The organism is Methanococcoides sp. LMO-2, from assembly GCF_038432375.1.
GTDB classification, from domain to species: Archaea; Halobacteriota; Methanosarcinia; order Methanosarcinales; family Methanosarcinaceae; genus Methanococcoides; species Methanococcoides cohabitans.
Genome location: NZ_JBCAUS010000002.1, coordinates 663,861 through 680,800, shown reverse-complemented (window position 1 = coordinate 680,800; position 16,940 = coordinate 663,861). Strand labels below are relative to the sequence as shown.

At 43.4% G+C, this 16,940-nt stretch carries 15 protein-coding genes and 1 tRNA gene; 11 read left to right on the top strand and 5 right to left on the bottom strand.

Annotated elements, in window-relative coordinates:
- Positions 1–31 precede the first annotated feature (31 nt).
- Positions 32–730, bottom strand: coding sequence for an AIM24 family protein (locus WOA13_RS03415; protein ID WP_048205040.1), 699 nt, complete (start codon positions 728–730; stop codon positions 32–34).
- Positions 731–1,373: 643 nt separating this feature from the next.
- Here WOA13_RS03415 and ftsZ point away from each other — a divergent pair.
- The 7 genes from ftsZ (at position 1,374) to WOA13_RS03380 (ending at position 7,527) form a co-directional block, all read left to right on the top strand.
- Complete coding sequence (gene ftsZ, locus WOA13_RS03410) at positions 1,374–2,561, top strand: cell division protein FtsZ (RefSeq protein WP_048205041.1); 1,188 nt, start codon at positions 1,374–1,376, stop codon at positions 2,559–2,561.
- 159 nt (positions 2,562–2,720) lie between these two features.
- Positions 2,721–4,187 (top strand): dihydropteroate synthase-like protein, encoded by a 1,467-nt coding sequence (locus tag WOA13_RS03405; protein ID WP_342126587.1) that lies wholly within the window; start codon positions 2,721–2,723, stop codon positions 4,185–4,187.
- Between the two features lie 30 nt (positions 4,188–4,217).
- Entirely contained in the window at positions 4,218–4,676 is a 459-nt protein-coding gene (locus tag WOA13_RS03400; RefSeq protein ID WP_342126586.1) for a hypothetical protein, read from the top strand.
- A gap of 206 nt (positions 4,677–4,882) precedes the next feature.
- On the top strand, positions 4,883–5,077 hold the full coding sequence (locus WOA13_RS03395; RefSeq protein WP_048206364.1) for a TRAM domain-containing RNA chaperone: 195 nt from the start codon (positions 4,883–4,885) through the stop codon (positions 5,075–5,077).
- A 218-nt stretch (positions 5,078–5,295) separates the two neighbouring features.
- Positions 5,296–6,486, top strand: coding sequence for a geranylgeranyl reductase family protein (locus WOA13_RS03390; RefSeq protein ID WP_342126585.1), 1,191 nt, complete (start codon positions 5,296–5,298; stop codon positions 6,484–6,486).
- The gene (locus WOA13_RS03385; protein ID WP_342126584.1) at positions 6,483–6,854 is read left to right on the top strand and encodes a gamma-glutamylcyclotransferase family protein; all 372 of its coding nucleotides are present in this window, start codon (positions 6,483–6,485) and stop codon (positions 6,852–6,854) included. The genes WOA13_RS03390 and WOA13_RS03385 overlap by 4 nt, the downstream gene beginning before the upstream one ends.
- Positions 6,855–6,906: 52 nt before the next feature.
- The gene (locus WOA13_RS03380) at positions 6,907–7,527 is read left to right on the top strand and encodes a TatD family nuclease-associated radical SAM protein (protein ID WP_342126583.1); all 621 of its coding nucleotides are present in this window, start codon (positions 6,907–6,909) and stop codon (positions 7,525–7,527) included.
- Between the two features lie 180 nt (positions 7,528–7,707).
- Here the strand turns inward: WOA13_RS03380 and engB are convergent, their stop codons facing one another.
- The 3 genes from engB to WOA13_RS03365 form a co-directional block, all read right to left on the bottom strand.
- Positions 7,708–8,331 (bottom strand): GTP-binding protein EngB, encoded by a 624-nt coding sequence (engB, locus tag WOA13_RS03375; RefSeq protein ID WP_342126582.1) that lies wholly within the window; start codon positions 8,329–8,331, stop codon positions 7,708–7,710.
- Between the two features lie 69 nt (positions 8,332–8,400).
- Positions 8,401–9,651: a hypothetical protein gene (locus WOA13_RS03370; protein WP_342126581.1), complete on the bottom strand. Its 1,251-nt coding sequence runs from the start codon at positions 9,649–9,651 to the stop codon at positions 8,401–8,403.
- Positions 9,652–9,658: 7 nt separating this feature from the next.
- Positions 9,659–11,251, bottom strand: coding sequence for a BatD family protein (locus tag WOA13_RS03365; RefSeq protein ID WP_342126580.1), 1,593 nt, complete (start codon positions 11,249–11,251; stop codon positions 9,659–9,661).
- A 272-nt stretch (positions 11,252–11,523) separates the two neighbouring features.
- On the opposite strand from WOA13_RS03365, the gene WOA13_RS03360 reads away from it, so the two are divergent.
- Positions 11,524–11,844: a transcriptional regulator gene (locus tag WOA13_RS03360; RefSeq protein WP_082087265.1), complete on the top strand. Its 321-nt coding sequence runs from the start codon at positions 11,524–11,526 to the stop codon at positions 11,842–11,844.
- A gap of 73 nt (positions 11,845–11,917) precedes the next feature.
- On the opposite strand, the gene WOA13_RS03355 is transcribed toward WOA13_RS03360, so the two are convergent.
- Positions 11,918–14,197 carry an ATP-binding protein gene (locus tag WOA13_RS03355; RefSeq protein WP_342126579.1) on the bottom strand — a complete coding sequence of 760 codons (2,280 nt, stop codon included), beginning with the start codon at positions 14,195–14,197 and terminating at the stop codon, positions 11,918–11,920.
- 341 nt (positions 14,198–14,538) lie between these two features.
- On the opposite strand from WOA13_RS03355, the gene WOA13_RS03350 reads away from it, so the two are divergent.
- The 3 genes from WOA13_RS03350 to WOA13_RS03340 all read left to right on the top strand — a co-directional run bounded on the left by WOA13_RS03350 (position 14,539) and on the right by WOA13_RS03340 (position 16,914).
- A tRNA-Cys gene (locus tag WOA13_RS03350) sits at positions 14,539–14,609 on the top strand.
- 87 nt (positions 14,610–14,696) lie between these two features.
- A complete protein-coding gene (locus WOA13_RS03345; protein ID WP_342126577.1) occupies positions 14,697–15,488 on the top strand; it encodes a sulfide-dependent adenosine diphosphate thiazole synthase in 792 nt (263 codons plus the stop codon).
- Positions 15,489–15,744: 256 nt separating this feature from the next.
- Complete coding sequence (locus WOA13_RS03340) at positions 15,745–16,914, top strand: cysteine desulfurase family protein (protein ID WP_342126575.1); 1,170 nt, start codon at positions 15,745–15,747, stop codon at positions 16,912–16,914.
- The last annotated feature ends 26 nt before the right edge of the window (positions 16,915–16,940 follow it).

The window sequence follows — 16,940 nt, the reverse complement described above, 5'->3', positions numbered from 1 at the left end:
CTTCATTTTAAGTTGCTATTGTTATTGAACTTCAGGCCGGAGGTGCCGTCTGGAATGGTAATTCCTCGTATGGCTGTATCACGACAAATCCTTCGCCTTTAAAGGCCATCTGTACACTTTCTCCGCTTGATCGTCCGACAAATGTCTTCAGGGAGACGTCTGTTTTAAGGTCCGGCTTAAGATTTCCTGACCATGCGACCGTTGCGTTAGGGTCGGTGAATACCGGTCTGTCCTTTGTCACCTGGAGTGTAAGTGGGTCATAGTGTGTAGTGATGGCAACCATTCCGCTTCCCTCAAGTTTGACGTTGAAAAGTCCTCCGGCAAGCATTCCAGTGACCTTCTTCATTATCTTGATGTCCCAGTTTATCCCGTCTTCAAATGCAAGCAGGTCATTGCCGTTGACAAAGATGGAATCATTGTCCAGTTTGAGGATAGAGATCTTCTTACCTTCGTCAGCAAGGTATACTTTTCCCCTTCCTTCTGCTTTGGTAAGGCTGACTCCCTCTCCAGTGACTGCTTTTTTCAGCATCTTGCCAACACCGTGTTCGAGAACCCCTTCCCTTGTGAACTTTACATCGCCAAGGTAGGCGATCATTGAACCGCGTTTTGTCCAGACCCTGCCATTGAGATTAAGCTCAAGCATCCTGTCCCTTTCAAGTTCGAATAATCCTTCTCCTAGGTCTCTCTGGCCAGTCTGATCGATAAATTCTTCTATTGAATATCTTCCCATGCTATCATGTCCTTTGATGTTTCAACTTTCTATTGTCCGGTCCAGATCTTCCCCCGGTCTGGAATAATTCCTATGTATTCAAAACATTAAATATATTTAAAATATCTTATCGTCCTATCTTTTAATTATACCTGGGATTTTTGTCTGCTCTATTATTCCTGCATGATCGATAAAATTCGACAATATTCTAAGTTTGGATCGTGCTGAAACACAAATCGATTGCAGTGATGTCCAAGACGTTTGCGACAATTGTCGATAGCCTTATATATTAATATCTATAAATAGTATTTTCAGACGACAGTCATACTTGGAATGGATCCGGTAAATATTTATGTTTGGATATTTGTCGATAATGTCTGTTCCATATGCCAGATTTATTTCTGGCAGCAAGAGAGGGCGATGTGAAGAATATTATCGGGTTTCCGATAGTAGTTACTAATGTGTGTAGTGACTACTCTATACAACTTCATTTTTGCCGGAACATAACCGTTCGCTTACAACACGGACGGCCGCAAGGATGCTTGCGGACAAGAGAGGAAGATCTCCTGACATTATTGAAAGGAGAATAATATTAATCTGAATACAGTCGGCGTGGAAACACGTAAATTGCAGTAGAATGCGATATCCAAGAGAGGGGATGAACGTGCAGTCTATAGTACAGGAAGCATTAAAACACTCAGAAAAAGAAAGAGAGTACAGACAGTCAGTATCAGCAGACGACCAGTTTGAAGGATTCGGAATGCCTCGGATCACCATCGTTGGTTGTGGCGGTGCTGGAAACAACACCATCAACCGATTGTACAACATCGGTATCGAAGGTGCAGAGACTATTGCTATTAATACCGATAAACAGCATCTGGATCACATCCGTGCTGACAAGAAGATCCTTGTCGGTAAGACCCTTACAAGAGGTCTTGGTGCTGGCGGTTATCCTGAAGTTGGTGCAAAAGCTGCAGAGCTTGCACGCGGTACCCTTGAAGAGATCTTCAAGGAAAGTGACCTTGTTTTCGTAACAGCTGGTATGGGTGGAGGAACCGGTACCGGTGTAGCACCTGTTGTTGCAGAGATCGCAAAGGAACAGGGAGCTATCGTAGTAGGTATGGTGTCCAGTCCGTTCAGGGTAGAGCGCGCACGTACCGTAAAGGCAGAAGAAGGTCTTGAGGACTTCCGCAGGGCAGCTGACACAGTTATCGTTCTTGACAACAACAGGCTTCTTGATTACGTTCCAAACCTGCCTATCGAGCAGGCATTCTCCGTTATGGACCAGCTTATCGCTGAGACCGTAAAAGGAATCACTGAGACTATCACACAGCCATCTCTTATCAACCTTGACTACGCAGATATCCGTGCTATCATGGGCTGCGGTGGCGTTGCTGTCATGCTTGTTGGAGACAGCAAGAATCAGGACAAGAGCAACGATGTTGTTCGCACAGCACTCAATCACCCACTCCTTGATGTTGACTACAGAGGTGCAACAGGCAGCCTTGTACACATCACAGGAGGTCCAGACCTTAGCCTGAAGGAAGCAGAAGAGATCGCAGCATCCCTTACCTATGAGCTTTCACCAAATGCAAATGTCATCTGGGGAGCACGTATCAGGGACGATTACGAAGGAAAGGTACGTGTCATGGCTATCATGACCGGTGTGCAGTCTGCACAGGTACTTGGTCCTCAGTTCCAATCAGGTATTGTTGAGAACACATCAACAAACACAAACACCAACACGAGGTCCTCCTCTTTTTCTCGGGCCGAGCGGGGACGAAGAACGGTCGTTGAACCGATCGGTTCCCAGGGATCACACGGTGGTTCCATAATTGACATAATTCAGTAAGTTCTGTTCTATGGGGCTGGTGTGAAATACCACCGGTCCTATTCCACCACTTTTTTAGACCACTTTTTAACATCACTATTTTACAACTTTTTGATCTGCTTTTTTGATCTTATTTTAATCAATGGATATTCTTTTTTACGATGCAGCTAATCTTAGGTCATGGAAATCCTGGTCGCAACAGGCAAGCTTGCAGAGAATACCGTTCGTTTCTCTGTAGTTGACAACGCCGATGTTCTTGTTCTGGATATTGAAGTAGCTGCCTTTCTAACTCCTCACAGGCTGCTCTCTGAACTAAAAAAGCAGCAGAAGAAGTATGATGTGATCTTTGTACCTGGCCTTTGTTCCGGGGATTTTTCACTGGTTGCAGAGGAACTGGGGTGCAAGATATACCTGGGCCCCAAACATGCTTATGATCTTAGCAATGTGCTCCGCTTTGTTGGTGAAATGGAATTCTCTCTGGAGGTTCCGGCATGCGAGCTTCTAACTGATGTGTGGAGGGACATTGCCCTGGAAACCCTTGCTGAGATCGAGAAGGACGCTGAACCTATCATGATGCTTGGAAGTGTAAAGCTTGGTGGCGGCTCGCGGATGAAGGTGATGGCTGAAGTAGTGGATGCAACCGGTTTTGGTGAGGATGAGCTTTCCGGGAGGATTGCTTCCTTTATTAAAAAAGGTGCAGACATAATCGATCTTGGTGCTTCCCTGACTGCATCTCCTGATGATATAAGGAGGGCTGTCCGCACAGCCCGTGAGGTTTCAACTGTTCCCATAAGCATTGATACGCTGGAACCTGCGTTAATCAGGGCTGCACTGGAAGAAGGTGTTGATCTTGTGCTGAGTTTGAATTCCAGCAATATTGATGCTGTTGCAGGGGAAGTCGCGGGTGCCGATGTTGCAGCGGTTGTGATCCCCGATGCAGGGGAGGGCTTTGAGAGCCTGGTTGCAAATATTGATGCCGCCAGGTCTGCAGGCATTAGCAATATAATCGCAGATCCTGTGCTCGATCCGATCGGTCATGGGATAACCGGATCCATTGTAAGATATTCCAGGTTCCATGGAAAGTATCCGGATATACCTGTCTTCTTTGGTGTGGGTAATGTTACTGAACTGATCGATGCAGATTCCGTGGGTGTCAATGCAACTCTGTGTGGCATTGCTGTAGATGTGGGTTCATGTATCCTGTTCACGCCGGAGTTCAGTGAAAAGACACGTGGTACCATAAGCGAGCTGAACACAGCGGCCAGCATGATGATACTGGCAAAGGAGAGGGGAAGTTCCCCGAAGGATCTTGGGATCGATCTTCTTCGTCTTAAGGAGAAACGCCGCCGTCCGGAAGTCGAGGTGCCGGAGAAGCATGTGGTGGCACAGAAGTTTGCGGGTTGGACTCTTGATCCACTTGGTCCTTTCAGGATCGGGATATCTGCAGACGACAATGGTGGTGTTATCGTCGCACAGCATGAGAAGGCGACCATTGTGGGAAAGAGTGCAAGGGATATAATGGACACTATTATGAGGATGGAGCTCATATCAAAGGTGGACCATGCATCTTATCTGGGATGCGAGCTTGAAAAAGCTGAAATAGCCCTTCGTCTTGGAAGGAGCTATTCACAGGATGATGATATTTGATCTTTTAGTTTTTATTTCCGGGTGTTTATGATGAAACTGGATATTGATGATAAAAAAGCAATTGTTGAGATTCTGGCAGCAAGGTACTTTGCACAACAGAACTGGAAATGGATAAGTCTCAAGCGTGATGTGGATCGGATCTACAAAAGCTTTGATGAGCTTGTGGACCAGTACAATGCCTATCCGTACATGAGCAGGGACTGGTATGTGGAGAACTCCGCATCAAAGAACATCCACCTGTGCAACAAATGGGACGAGCTTAAGGAGTTCGTTGATTTCCTTAAGGCATATTCCGAGGATTTCGATTTCCTTGTGAGCAACAACGACAGGAAGATGTTCTGCATTACTACGTCCGATGGTGAGATCACAGATACTCAGAAGCGTGCCATTACAGAGGCCCGGAATATGAGATGCAATGTGTTCGTATTCAAGGCAAATGTTCCTGAGGAGCTGGATTTCGAGCTTTTGCAGGTTGGAGGGGGGTACTAAACCCTCTGTTGTTTTTCCTTACCTATACCAGAATCCTTATATCTAATACATACTATCTATCGTTTGCTTTAAAGTAAACTTCTTGCTTCGAACGTAAGGTATTAAATAGTATTTACTCACGTATGTGCTGCTTTTTCCATTATGTTTTTCAGCTTAGTTAGTTCTTTCAAGCATCACAAAAGGATGTGAAATATTTGTTCAACAACATGGAATCAACTGCACCAGTAGAAGCTGGTGAAACATACGACGTAACAATTGAAGATATCGCAAGGGAAGGAGACGGCATCGCAAGAGTAAGCGGATTCGTCATCTTTGTACCTGGCACCTCCGTCGGCGACGAAGTTACCATCAAGGTAACCAAAGTAATGCGCAAGTTCGCTTTCGGCGAAGTAGCTGAGTAATTACTCAGCTTCTTTTTTAATGTAGGGAATAGAGCGATCTATTCTTTTACACAACGTTTTTTCTTCCGTCATTTCTTATCATTTGCCAGCTTTGGCTTTTAACTTCTAATATTGCCTCTTTTGCTCTCGTCTGGCCATAAACTTATCCATTCCGTTAGATGAATGGCTGAGCGGTTGAAACAGATTTATAATATATCACTATTATAGAAGACATCCTCATGAAGCCTGAAAACTCATATGATCTCATCATTGTCGGTGCAGGACCTGCCGGTTCCACAGCTGCAGCGTATGCAGCAGAGGCAGGTGCATCCGTCCTGCTTATTGATAAGAAGAAGGATATCGGAATTCCTCTTCAATGCGGAGGTTTCCTTCCTCATCTCGACACTCTGCAGGAGCTTGTTCCAAGTGCAGAGCTTCCTTATACTCTTGAGTCAATACCTTCGGAATGTATCCATGCTTCAAGCAGTGTACAGCGTTTTATCGCTCCCAATGGGTATTCCAAGGAATTTGAGGTCGATGCTGATGCCATCGACAGGCGCAGGTTTGACAAGTATCTTGCAAAAGAGGCAGGCAAATGCGGCGCAAAGCTGATGGCAGGTACCAATGTCCTTGAAGTTAATGGTACTACTGTCGAGGTAGATGGTGTCTTCGGAGAACACACTATACGCGGAAAAGTTCTGATCGGTGCCGATGGACCGAATTCCATTGTTGGAAAAGCAAAGGGACTCGTTCGTGATCCCGATCCCATGGGCACAGGAACTGCATTTGAGTATGAAATAAGCGGTGTGGACGTTGACAGGGATGCCGTTGAGATGTTCTTCGGGAAGGATTATGTTCCCGGTGGTTATGCCTGGGTTATCTCCCAGGGAGGCGATACAGCCAATATCGGTGTCGGTATAAGGGAGATCCTTTTCAGGAACGGGATGTCTGCAAGGGACTATCTTGAGAAGTTCATGTACGAGCACCCGATAGCCAGTAAGAAGCTTGAAGGTGGTTCCATCGTTTCAGTAGTTTCCGGTCTTGTACCGGTTGGGGGTGCTCCGAAAGTGACCGCTACCAAAGATACCCTTGTTGCCGGTGATGCAGCAGGCCATATCATAGCTACCAATGGCGGAGGTATATCCACTGCAATGGTCGGCGGGAAGATAGCCGGTCAGACTGCGGTTGATTTCCTCGAAGGAAAATGCAAACTGGAAGACTATGATGAGCGCTGGAGGAAGGAGATGGGCCTTGAGATCAAGACGGCAGTTTATGTAAGAAAACTGATGGATAACCTCATGCGCTCCGACTCAATGATGTCAGCAGCTATCAAGATGATCGATCCTGAGCACATGAAAGCATTACAGTGCGGACAGCTTCCGGATGCGGTGAGGAAAGGACTGCTTAAGATGAACTTCGGGATAAGATGAGCCTTCTATTTGTTTATGGAACTTTGAAGAAAGGGTGTTGCAACCATCACCTGCTCGAAAATTCGGTTCCTGTTTCTGAGGCTTTTACAGAGGATCGTTTCAGGATGCTGAACCTTGAATATTTTCCAGGTGTCGTAAAAGGAAAACCTGTTTCAAGGATATCAGGTGAAGTTTATGATGTGGTCAATGAAACACTGGATGTGCTGGATGAGTTTGAAGGGAAATGGTTCTACAGGGAAGATGTATTGCTGGGCAATGGCTCTAAGGCTGCGATGTATTTCCTTTCCGCGGAAGTTCCCTGTGAGAGGTATCCTGTGATCGGATCGGGAAACTGGATGGATCATCCTGTAAGCGAAGATAAATATTAAATGAATATTATCTTGTAGAGCATCATATTTTCCTACAGAAAAGAGGCGACAAATGACAGAAGACAAATTTAACGGGGAACTCGAGGATGTTGGCACTCTATGTTATGAGGGACACGATAACCTATACCTTAACATAACCAACAGGTGCAGTGCAAGTTGTGTTTTCTGCATACGTGATGTCTCAGACGGCGTTTACGGTTACGACCTGCGCCTCAAAAAGGAACCTTCTCTTGAGGATATGCTGGAAAAGCTCAGTACTCTGGACCTGGGGAAGTACAGGGAGGTCGTTTTCACAGGTTTTGGGGAGGCAACACTCCGTTTTGATGTTCTTCTTAAGATCACTCACTGGCTCAGGGAAAGGGGTGTCAGGACGAGGCTTGATACGAACGGGCATGCGCAGTTACTTTATCCTGAAAGGGATGTTGTGGCAGAACTGAAAGAAGCCGGCCTTGATGAAGTATCCGTAAGCCTGAATGCCGAATCCGAAAGCAAGTACAATGAGATATGCAGGCCTGCTTTTGAGGGTTCATATGATGCAATGCTGGATTTCACAAGGAACGCTATCGCAGCAGGAATCCAGACACGTATGACCGTTGTGGGCTTTAATGATATTGACATTAAAAAATGTGAAGAGATTGCACAGGAGATAGGTGCTGATTTTCACGTAAGGTGATAGAACGAATGGATGAATGGCTGGATGAATGAAGGAATTAATGAGTTTTCATTCATCGCTCGTTCCATAGATCAATCAATTAATCAATCGATTTTTCTTACTTCAACCTCTTCTGAATTTCAACATCCGATCACTTTGTTTTTTGATCCCGAAGTTTTCCGGATTTAGCTTCGATTGCTTTCAAATATACTTAAAAAGGTCATCCCTTTTTTCATCATGAAGGCGCTTTCTCAATAGACCCTTGAGTGATTTGATATCTCCCTTTTTTGCACTGGTGGGTGCGACTATGTAATTCCACTGGTTCCATGGAGGGGTCAGTCCAAGCTTTTCAACGATAGCATCGAGCCTTTCTTCGCGCTCGGAATCTTTTATCCTGTCCATTTTATTTATGGCAATGATGGTGTCAAATCCAAGCTCATTGAAAAAATCGAACATCTCGATGTCAATAGGGATCTCATTGCGGCTCTCCCAGCGTTCAACCACGTCAACGAATGATACAGCATCAGTTACAAGGACTGCGACCTTGATCCTGTCTGCATTGTTCTCGATATAGCGCACGATCTGGTCTTTTACAATATCCTGCTTGCGGTCCTTTACACCACTCATGAAACCGAATCCGGGCAGATCGGTCACCAGCAGGTCTGATCGCAGGGTGTGTGCAGGTTTTAAGGTAACTCCGGGTCTTTTTCCTACCTTTACTTTCTTGCCGGTCAGTTCTCTTATGATGGATGATTTTCCAACATTTGATCGCCCTGAAAGAATTATCTCGAACTTGGCTTTTTCAAAGCTCTGGTCTTTTTTCATATTTCATTCCCGTAGTCCAAACCATTGAAATAGCTAAATAGATTTCGTTCTGAGTGCTCAAAAAAAAGATTATTTGTATTCAAGTGCTTCATTGATAATCCTCATGGTATTATCGATGATATCTCTGACTGACCTTATTGGTCCGAACTTCGGATATTCAATGTCTTCTTCGGAAATAGCCGGTTCTTCGGTTTCCTGGACTTCTTCATTAATATTTACATCAGGTTCCAGGACCTCTTCTTCCTCTTCTTCAAGTATATAGAATTTTTTCGTTGTGAATGTATCAGAATATCCTTTTGAATCTGAGAAGTAGATCTCTGCTGAAGGCACTATTGTATTAGCTCTGAGATCTTCGCTAGTTACCGAGTACTCCATCTTTTTGACCTTGTTCGGGAATATGACCAATTCGGTTGATGTTTTTCCCTCTTTAAGGACACAGCCCGTCAACATCTCATCCTTAATTTTCACATAAGCGGCCCTGTTGCCCTTATTTTCAATTTTGATGCTGATATCAAGGACCTGTGGGTCATTTTCATCAACGGTGGCCGTTTTTTCAGCAATGATGTCCGGGCCGTATACTACCAGTTTTGTTGAATTTGTATACTGGTGATATTTTACTCCTCTATATTCAAGTTCTATTTCCGTAGGTGGGATGGTATAATTTCCCGGTCTCAGGGCTTTGACGGAGTACTGGATGGTATTTTTTGAATATGGGCTGATATCTATGATCTGGTCCACTTCTATATCGGGGTCAGCCAGAACATTTTCAGGTAACGTTTCGTTTATTGTGACATTCCGGAACTCAAGATTTCGGAGATTTTCGACCTGAACAGCGATAAAGACCCTTTCATCGATATAGGTATCTTTGTATATCGTCTTTGAAACGGAGATCGTGTTGTTGATCCAGCTGCCGGTCTCTTCTTCTGTAATGTTCAGGGTCGATACTCCTATCTTTGTATATGGTGCAGGGATATCGTTGCCTGTCACGACCTCAAAAGCAGTTATGTTCATCCTTTCGCCGAAGATGCCACTGTCAGGTATCTGGGAGTTATTTACCGCAAGAAGAGCACTCCATTCATCTGATCCATCGGAGGCGATGGTAAGCATTACGTAGTCAGTCTCGACATCAAATGCTCTTGCCTTTGAGAAATCGTTCGCCTTGATCAGGAAGCCATCCACTTCTATACTATCTCCCCAGTAAAGGGTGTAGTTGACCGATTTGTTCCAGTCCGGATCCTCGTCGGAGGCGGCAATGGCAGTATTTGCACATATTGCTATGGCAAATAATACGATCAGGCAAACGTGTATTCTCATTTGCATTACCTGTTTATCTTCTCCTTCTTATTGCGATGTAAACGCCAGCAAGTGCGGCAATTGCAAAGATCGATTCAAAGCCTGGTTCAACAACCTCTTCATTGGATTCTGTTCCTGGCTGGGAGGTGCTGTCACTGGATGGGTTGCTTGTACTTGATGAAGATTCGCTTTGCTCAGGCTCCGGGATCTTGACCGTTATCTCAGGCATATTGGAGATCTTCTCTCCTTTGTAGCTTTCCATATCAATGAATGTTGCAGTTGCTGCTGGCAGTTTGAACGTTCCTTCGTCGTTCATCTTCAAGACGTAGGAATAGCTTCCGGATTCTCCTTTGCCAAGTACTTTGTCAAAAGAAGTATCACCGCTTACAAAGGTTGTACCTTCGGGGAAGTCAGTAGATGATACTCTGGTGCTTGCATCCCTATTACCTTCGTTCTTGGTGGAAACCGTGACCTTAACTTCTGTTCCAGGTTGTACGTTTGTTTTGTCCACGCTCTGTGATAGGACTACGTATGGGCCGTTAATCTCTATCTTTGGTTCCTCAGAATCATAAGTGTATGTTTTACCGTTAGAAGCGACATAGGTTGCAACTACTTCAGGTGATGTATATGTTCCTGGCTTGATAGGCTTTAGTGCATAGGAGAATACTTCAATTGTTTCCCCGGGCTTGAATGATACCGTTTTTTCAAGTGTTACACTGTCTTTAAGCTCCATACTGGAAAGTACAGTGTCTTTTATTGTTACAGAATTCATGCTGTAAATGCCATAATTGCGGATAGCTACCGAGACATATGCGGTCTCATCCATGTAGATCTCCTCAGTAATTGTTTTTGTAACAATTAGTTCAGCTTTTGGCATCACGGTTATTTCCTTATCCTCAATGTCTTCGTGTATGTCGCCGTTGATGTCTTTAGCTCTTACAGTTACTTCAATATCAAGATCAGTTTCTTCCCAGAGGTGGGGTACTTCAAGTTCGACCTCAATTACTTCAGCTGTCTCATCTTTAGCTAAACTTGTTATTCTGGTCTTGAGATCTCCATCGGCAAGCTCCATTCCTGCAGGATCAACAATGACCTCAACATCTTCTGCTTCCGCATATCCTTTATTTTTGACAGTTATTGTAGTGACAACTTCTTTTGGATTGCTTGGTGATCTTGGGTCGTACTCATTTTGTTCCGTTTCGATCTTAATGTCAAATTCAGGGACACCTCTTCTATATACTTCGACCTTCACAGTAGGGTCTTCCATATTACCTGTCCACTGGTCAACATTGGTCTTAATTTCCTTGATAAAGAGTTTTACATCCTGACCATTCTCTTCATCCCTGTATTCCCAGCTGTCAGCCATGCCAAGGGATGCAATATCTTTGATCTGCCCATCTTTTGATAGGGACAGGGAAACAAATCCATCAACTGAAAAATCTTCTGCTTTGATAACATATGTGTCATAAGAGTCATCTTTTGCTTCCCCGTTCTCGAAGCTATGTCCCCAGTGAAGTGTGGCTGTTTCTGTCGATTTCCATTCGATATCATCAAGTGTGTATGCAGATGCCGTAAGTGAGAACACACAAAATACCATAAGTAATATGATCAAAGCTTTCCTGAACATGAGACCCCTCTTTAATAACTAATCATTGTGATTATTGAATTCTAATTTTTATTTATCAATAGACAATATATAATATCATATTTTATTTAACTCTTATACCTATGTTGCAGACAATACGAATACGTCTAAGAGTGCCTACCATTACATACATCTTTTATTTATATAATCTATTCTTTAGAATTTCACAATAGTGAATACCTATATATGTTACGAAGGTATATCCTATAAATGCCATTCGAAACTGTAATGGCTACAATTCTGTTAGTGATATCATGAATCTGGAAACTCCCTGTCAGGCAGTTGTGTGGGATATTCTTCCTGCGATCCGTGCGGCTCTTGCAATGGAACTTGTAAAGAACGGGATCTCACAGAAGGAAGTTGCAAAGATGTTTGGCATGGCCCCATCTGCCGTATCCCAGTACCTGACGAAAAAACGAGGTTACCGCATAGAGTTCGATGACGATGTGAAAGAGTCGATAGCAAATCTCGCTCTTGAGATACAGGAAGGCAAGGTGGACAATGTGGCTGCAAAGATCTGTGAGATCTGCAGGTACTTAAGAAGAGGTGAGGGCGCCTGCCCTGCAGATGAGTGATGGTCTTTTAACCGGAGATATTCGGAATTCACTATTCCTTTTTTGTCTTTATGACCCATTCTTAATTTCTCACTTATTCATGATCCTTCATTCCTTTGGAAGGTATTTTAAATGAGAATGTACTTCCTGATCCTTTCTTGCTGTCGATGTTGACACTTCCGCCATGCAATTCGACAAAATTCTTCACAAGGGCCAATCCGAGTCCGGTTCCCTGGTAATTTCTGGAACTATCTGAATCGATCTGACTGAAAGGCTGGAATAATTTCTCAATATCTCTAGGATCAATTCCAATTCCGTTGTCTATAACATCTACTCTAAGAATGTCGTAGGATATTGTTGCTAACAGTCGAATTTCTCCTTTTTCAGATGTGAACTTGATCGCATTGCTAAGAAGATTGTAAAGTATCTGTTTGAGTTTTGTCCTGTCTGCATTTATTGTTGATAGGCAAGGTTCAATATTGACTTGCAATCCGATATTTTTCTTCAATGCAAGTGGTTTTATTATCATTACTACTTCATCGGTCACTTCTTTGAAGTTGAATTCTTCATATAGGACTTCCATTTTTCCAGCTTCGACCTTAGAAAGGTCAAGAATTCCATTGATCAGGTCTAATAGATGTTCTCCGCTGTTCTTTATGTTAGTAATGTACTTTAGTTGTTTTTCGTTGGTTGGGCCTGGAATATTCTCGATCAATATGTCTGAAAAACCGATTATTGAATTGAGTGGCGTTCGCAGCTCATGGCTCATATTTGCCAGGAATTCGCTTTTTGTCTGATTAGCAGCTTCTGCAGCCATTTTAGCTTTAATTATCTGATCCTGTGCGATCTTTCTATCTGTGATATCAACGATAATTCCCAGCAGGTACTTCATGTTCGTCTTCTTGTCGACCTGCAAAAGTGTTTGTTCTTCAACCCAACGGTGCTCTCCGTTTTTTGTTATTATGCGATATTGACTGGTAAAATGTGGTATGCCTTCTTCAAGTCTCTTTGAAAGCGTTTCTTCTACTCTCTTTACATCATCTGGATGAATTATATCTGCATAATCGATTTCCTTTGAGATGAAATCATTAGCAACATATCCAAATTGCTTTATGTTACCTGATACGACCTCAACAGGCCAGCCCTTTTCATTCTTCCATTTGAAGACGGTCACCGGACTGTGGTCGATGACGTATATCATCTGTTCGTTCAGTTCATTTGAACTCTGAAGATTGTCAAGCAGCTGATTCAATCTTTTCGTAAATTGCTTGAAATCAACATCGGTTTCAGTTTTCGCTCTTGCATCAAAATTACCTTTCAGGGCGGATTCAGAGATGTCTTCGAAATCATCAAGAATATTGCCTATGTTTTTGCTCAGAGAGTTTGCCGTGAAGAATGCAACCAGTCCCATGAACAATATTGCTATTACTGATATTGAGATAAGTTCGTTCCTCAGGTTCACAACACCTTCGAGCATGTCTTCTTCCGGAACCACGAGTATGAATGAATAATTTCCTTCTTTTGTAGGTTCGTAGAATGCAACAACTTCTTTTCCTGTAACCGGATCGATAGTTTCAATGTGACCGCTTTTTCCTTCTTTGATATCAAGTGCCATTTTAGCGATGTCATCATTGAATTCATAGAGTGTCTTCTCACCTATCCATTCTTTTTTAGTAGGGTGCGAAAGAATAACGCCCTGGTTACTGCTCAATATGGCATATCCTGCATTAAAGGCGGTTACGTTACTTACAACGCTGTCCATTCCATTAAGTGTAACATCAACACCACCTATCCCAATGAACTCATCCTCATTGAAGATCGGTGTTGAATGACTTATAATGATCTTATCTTCATACCAATATGGCTCGGTGAGTACATACTCTCCCGTTTCTTTTGGTAATCTGTAGTAGTCAAGTTCCTCATAGTCGTGTAAAGGATCAAGGGTTATATTTCCATCCAGCTTGTTCCAGTATGGTATGAATCTCCCTGTAGAATCATGGCCATAGGTGTTTGCATATTTTATATCTTCGCCATCGTATGCATCAGGTTCAAAACAAACGTATGTGCCCACGATCTCTGGATTCTTTGTAAGAATCTCTCTTAGAATCATGTTTGCTTCGTTTCGGTCACATATAAGGCTATCAGAAATCATGTCTGCGATGATCTTTGACGCGGTATGATATTTTACCTGATCTGCATTGAACTCATTTGCATGCTTTCTTGCTATTTCTATGGATTGTTGATATGCAAGTTCTTCATGTTGTGATGTTGTGGTTGAGATTATAACTGAAGTTGATGCAATGAAAACAAGGAATGTTCCAATAACAATATACATTGTGAGTCTTTTTCTCAATGTGATATCTTTTAGATTCATTCAGCAAACTCCTTCTTAGAACTTCCTGTTTACGGCGGATCAATTTAATAATTGTTAAAGTATAACTTAGCTAATTATATTAATTTGTATATTCCATAAAAAGATATCAGTAGTATCGCTGTATATGCTTAAAATTTTTGAAATATCGATAGGTTATTATTTAGCAATATTCAGATATTATTCTTATGCCAAACAATTAATCTTCTATTCCGTATATGTCTAATTAGATTTGTTTAAAACTTCATTTGTTGAATTTCCCTTATTTTGCTCACAACATAATCTATAAATAGTATCGTCATATATTCACGATTGTGATTCACAATAGTGAATTATCGCCAATTGGCTGGATGGCAGAGTGGTTATGCGTCCGACTGCAGATCGGAGTATGTGAGTTCGATTCTCACTCCGGCCTTTGGAATTAGGTGTAGGGCTGAATCCTTTTACTTTTCTGCTTTGCATCTCCTGCACTTCCCTATCATCCTATAAAACAGGTGAAGAAATGAATCAATTCGCACAAGCAACTGAAAAAGATATTACTCGTTCGATAGTTGAAGAATTCCTTGGAGATTTCCTTAATCACATTGAAAGTGATGTGATCATTGTTGGCGGCGGTCCAAGTGGTCTTGTAGCAGCACGTGATCTTGCTTCCAGTGGTTTAAAGACCGTTGTACTTGAGAGCAACAATTACTTTGGTGGCGGTTTTTGGCTAGGTGGGTACCTGATGAACAAGGTCACAGTCAGGGCACCTGCCCAGAAAATATTTGACCAGCTAGGGGTTCCTTACAAGGAAGTTCCGGACATAAAGGAAGGTCTCTATGTTGCAGATGCTCCTTCTGCGTGTTCCAAGCTGATCTCAGCTGCCTGTGATGCAGGTGCTTTCATGCTTAACATGAACAAGTTCGATGATGTGGTCCTCAGGGACGGTCGTGTTTGCGGTGCTGTTACGAACTGGACGCCAGTATCAGCCCTTCCACGTGCTATCACCTGTGTTGATCCGGTGGCCATTGAGACAAAATGCGTTATTGATGCGACAGGTCATGATGCAGTTGTAGCTAACTCCCTGGCAGACCGTGGTCTTGTGGACCTTAAAGGCTTCTTAGGAATGGATGTTGATAATTCCGAGGATGCTGTGGTAAACAACACGTCAGAGCTTTACCCGGGACTCGTAGTTACGGGAATGGCTGCAGCTACATGCTTTGGTCTTTCCAGAATGGGTCCTACATTTGGTGGAATGTTGGAGTCCGGTGTAAAAGCTGCAAAGATAGCCGAAGAGATCGTAAGGTCCAGATGATACCTTATGCATAAGCAGTAATTACTGCTTATTCTTCTCTATCCCTTCCCACCAGTTAAATGATTCGTTTCCAATATCTTACCCTTCCTCTCCGGTATTAACTTAACAGTAAATGGTTAACGCTTTATACAGTTGCCAATATAATCTCTGTATATCATTTACTCTCTGCTATGGCTGTTTTATTTCAGCCATCTGTTGTATTTCGGCAGAGTATGTCCGACATTAGAATTTATTTGATCAAAGAGGTGTTTGCCAGATGTTCGATAAGACAGTATATCTTGACAATGCTGCCAGTACCCGCCTGGATGAAAGGGTGCTTGAGGCAATGAAACCGTATTTTTTTGATACTTATGCAGTTGCTACTTCCGAGTTTGGTTATTCCATGGGAATTGAATCCAAGGAAGGTCTTGAAAGATCAAGGAAGGTAATTGCATCGGCTCTTGGGGCGGATGCCAATGAGATCGTGTTCACTTCGGGAAGCACCGAATCGAGCAATATGGCCATAAAAGGAGTCCTTTCTGCATTGAAGGGCAAGAAGGATGATCATCTCATCGTATCCCGTCTGGAAGACTTTGATGTGTTGAACACTGCAAAGATGCTTGAGAAACAGGGCTACAAGGTCGATTTCATAGATGTTGACAGTGAAGGTGTCCTTGACCTTGAGATGCTCAAGGCTGCTATCACCCCGCAGACAGCACTGGTATCCATCCAGTATGCAAACCAGGAGATAGGTACTGTACAGGACATCAAGGCAATAGCAGACATCTGTAAGGAAAAGGGTGTATTGCTTCATACTGATGCTACTCATAGTTTTACAAGGCTTCCACTCGATGTAAGCCAGGTCTCTGTTGACCTTGTGACGGTCTCAGCCCATACTATCCATGGCCCGCGTGGTGTTGGTGCACTGTATATTAGAGAAGGCACCCCTATCAACAAGTGGATGGATGGTGGCTTCCAAGAGTTCGACCTGCGTGCGGGTATTGAGAATATCCCGGGTGCCGTGGGTTTTGCAACGGCCGTTGAGCTGGTTACTCCTGAGGAGAACGAACAGCTCAAAGCCATGAGGGATCGCATTATTGAAAGAGTACAGTCCGAGATCTCACATGTCACTCTTAATGGCAGTGCTACCAGCAGGTTGCCACAGAACGCTAACCTGACCTTCCATTATGTCGAAGGTGAATCCATCACATTACATCTGGATATGATGGGATTTGCCGTGAGCACCGGATCAGCATGTTTCAGTCGTTCCCTTGAGGCAAGTCACGTGATCCTTGGTATCGGCGGCGATCACGAGCGGGCCCATGGTTCATTGCGCTTCAGTTTCGGAAGGTTCAACACCATGGAAGATGCAGATGCCATCATTGATGCATTGAAGGAAGTTGTTGAAAATCTCAGGGCTATCAGCCCGCTGTCAGCAGACGATTAAACCAATAAAGAGGAAGAGGTGAGTGG

Coding starts and splice junctions, on each gene's coding strand:
- WOA13_RS03415 (WP_048205040.1), bottom strand. CDS start 730: ATGGGAAGATATTCAATAGAAGAATTTATCGATCAGACTGGCCAGAGA.
- WOA13_RS03405 (WP_342126587.1), top strand. CDS start 2,721: ATGGAAATCCTGGTCGCAACAGGCAAGCTTGCAGAGAATACCGTTCGT.
- WOA13_RS03400 (WP_342126586.1), top strand. CDS start 4,218: ATGAAACTGGATATTGATGATAAAAAAGCAATTGTTGAGATTCTGGCA.
- WOA13_RS03395 (WP_048206364.1), top strand. CDS start 4,883: ATGGAATCAACTGCACCAGTAGAAGCTGGTGAAACATACGACGTAACA.
- WOA13_RS03390 (WP_342126585.1), top strand. CDS start 5,296: ATGAAGCCTGAAAACTCATATGATCTCATCATTGTCGGTGCAGGACCT.
- WOA13_RS03385 (WP_342126584.1), top strand. CDS start 6,483: ATGAGCCTTCTATTTGTTTATGGAACTTTGAAGAAAGGGTGTTGCAAC.
- WOA13_RS03380 (WP_342126583.1), top strand. CDS start 6,907: ATGACAGAAGACAAATTTAACGGGGAACTCGAGGATGTTGGCACTCTA.
- engB (WP_342126582.1), bottom strand. CDS start 8,331: ATGAAAAAAGACCAGAGCTTTGAAAAAGCCAAGTTCGAGATAATTCTT.
- WOA13_RS03370 (WP_342126581.1), bottom strand. CDS start 9,651: ATGCAAATGAGAATACACGTTTGCCTGATCGTATTATTTGCCATAGCA.
- WOA13_RS03365 (WP_342126580.1), bottom strand. CDS start 11,251: ATGTTCAGGAAAGCTTTGATCATATTACTTATGGTATTTTGTGTGTTC.
- WOA13_RS03360 (WP_082087265.1), top strand. CDS start 11,524: ATGAATCTGGAAACTCCCTGTCAGGCAGTTGTGTGGGATATTCTTCCT.
- WOA13_RS03355 (WP_342126579.1), bottom strand. CDS start 14,197: ATGAATCTAAAAGATATCACATTGAGAAAAAGACTCACAATGTATATT.
- WOA13_RS03345 (WP_342126577.1), top strand. CDS start 14,697: ATGAATCAATTCGCACAAGCAACTGAAAAAGATATTACTCGTTCGATA.
- WOA13_RS03340 (WP_342126575.1), top strand. CDS start 15,745: ATGTTCGATAAGACAGTATATCTTGACAATGCTGCCAGTACCCGCCTG.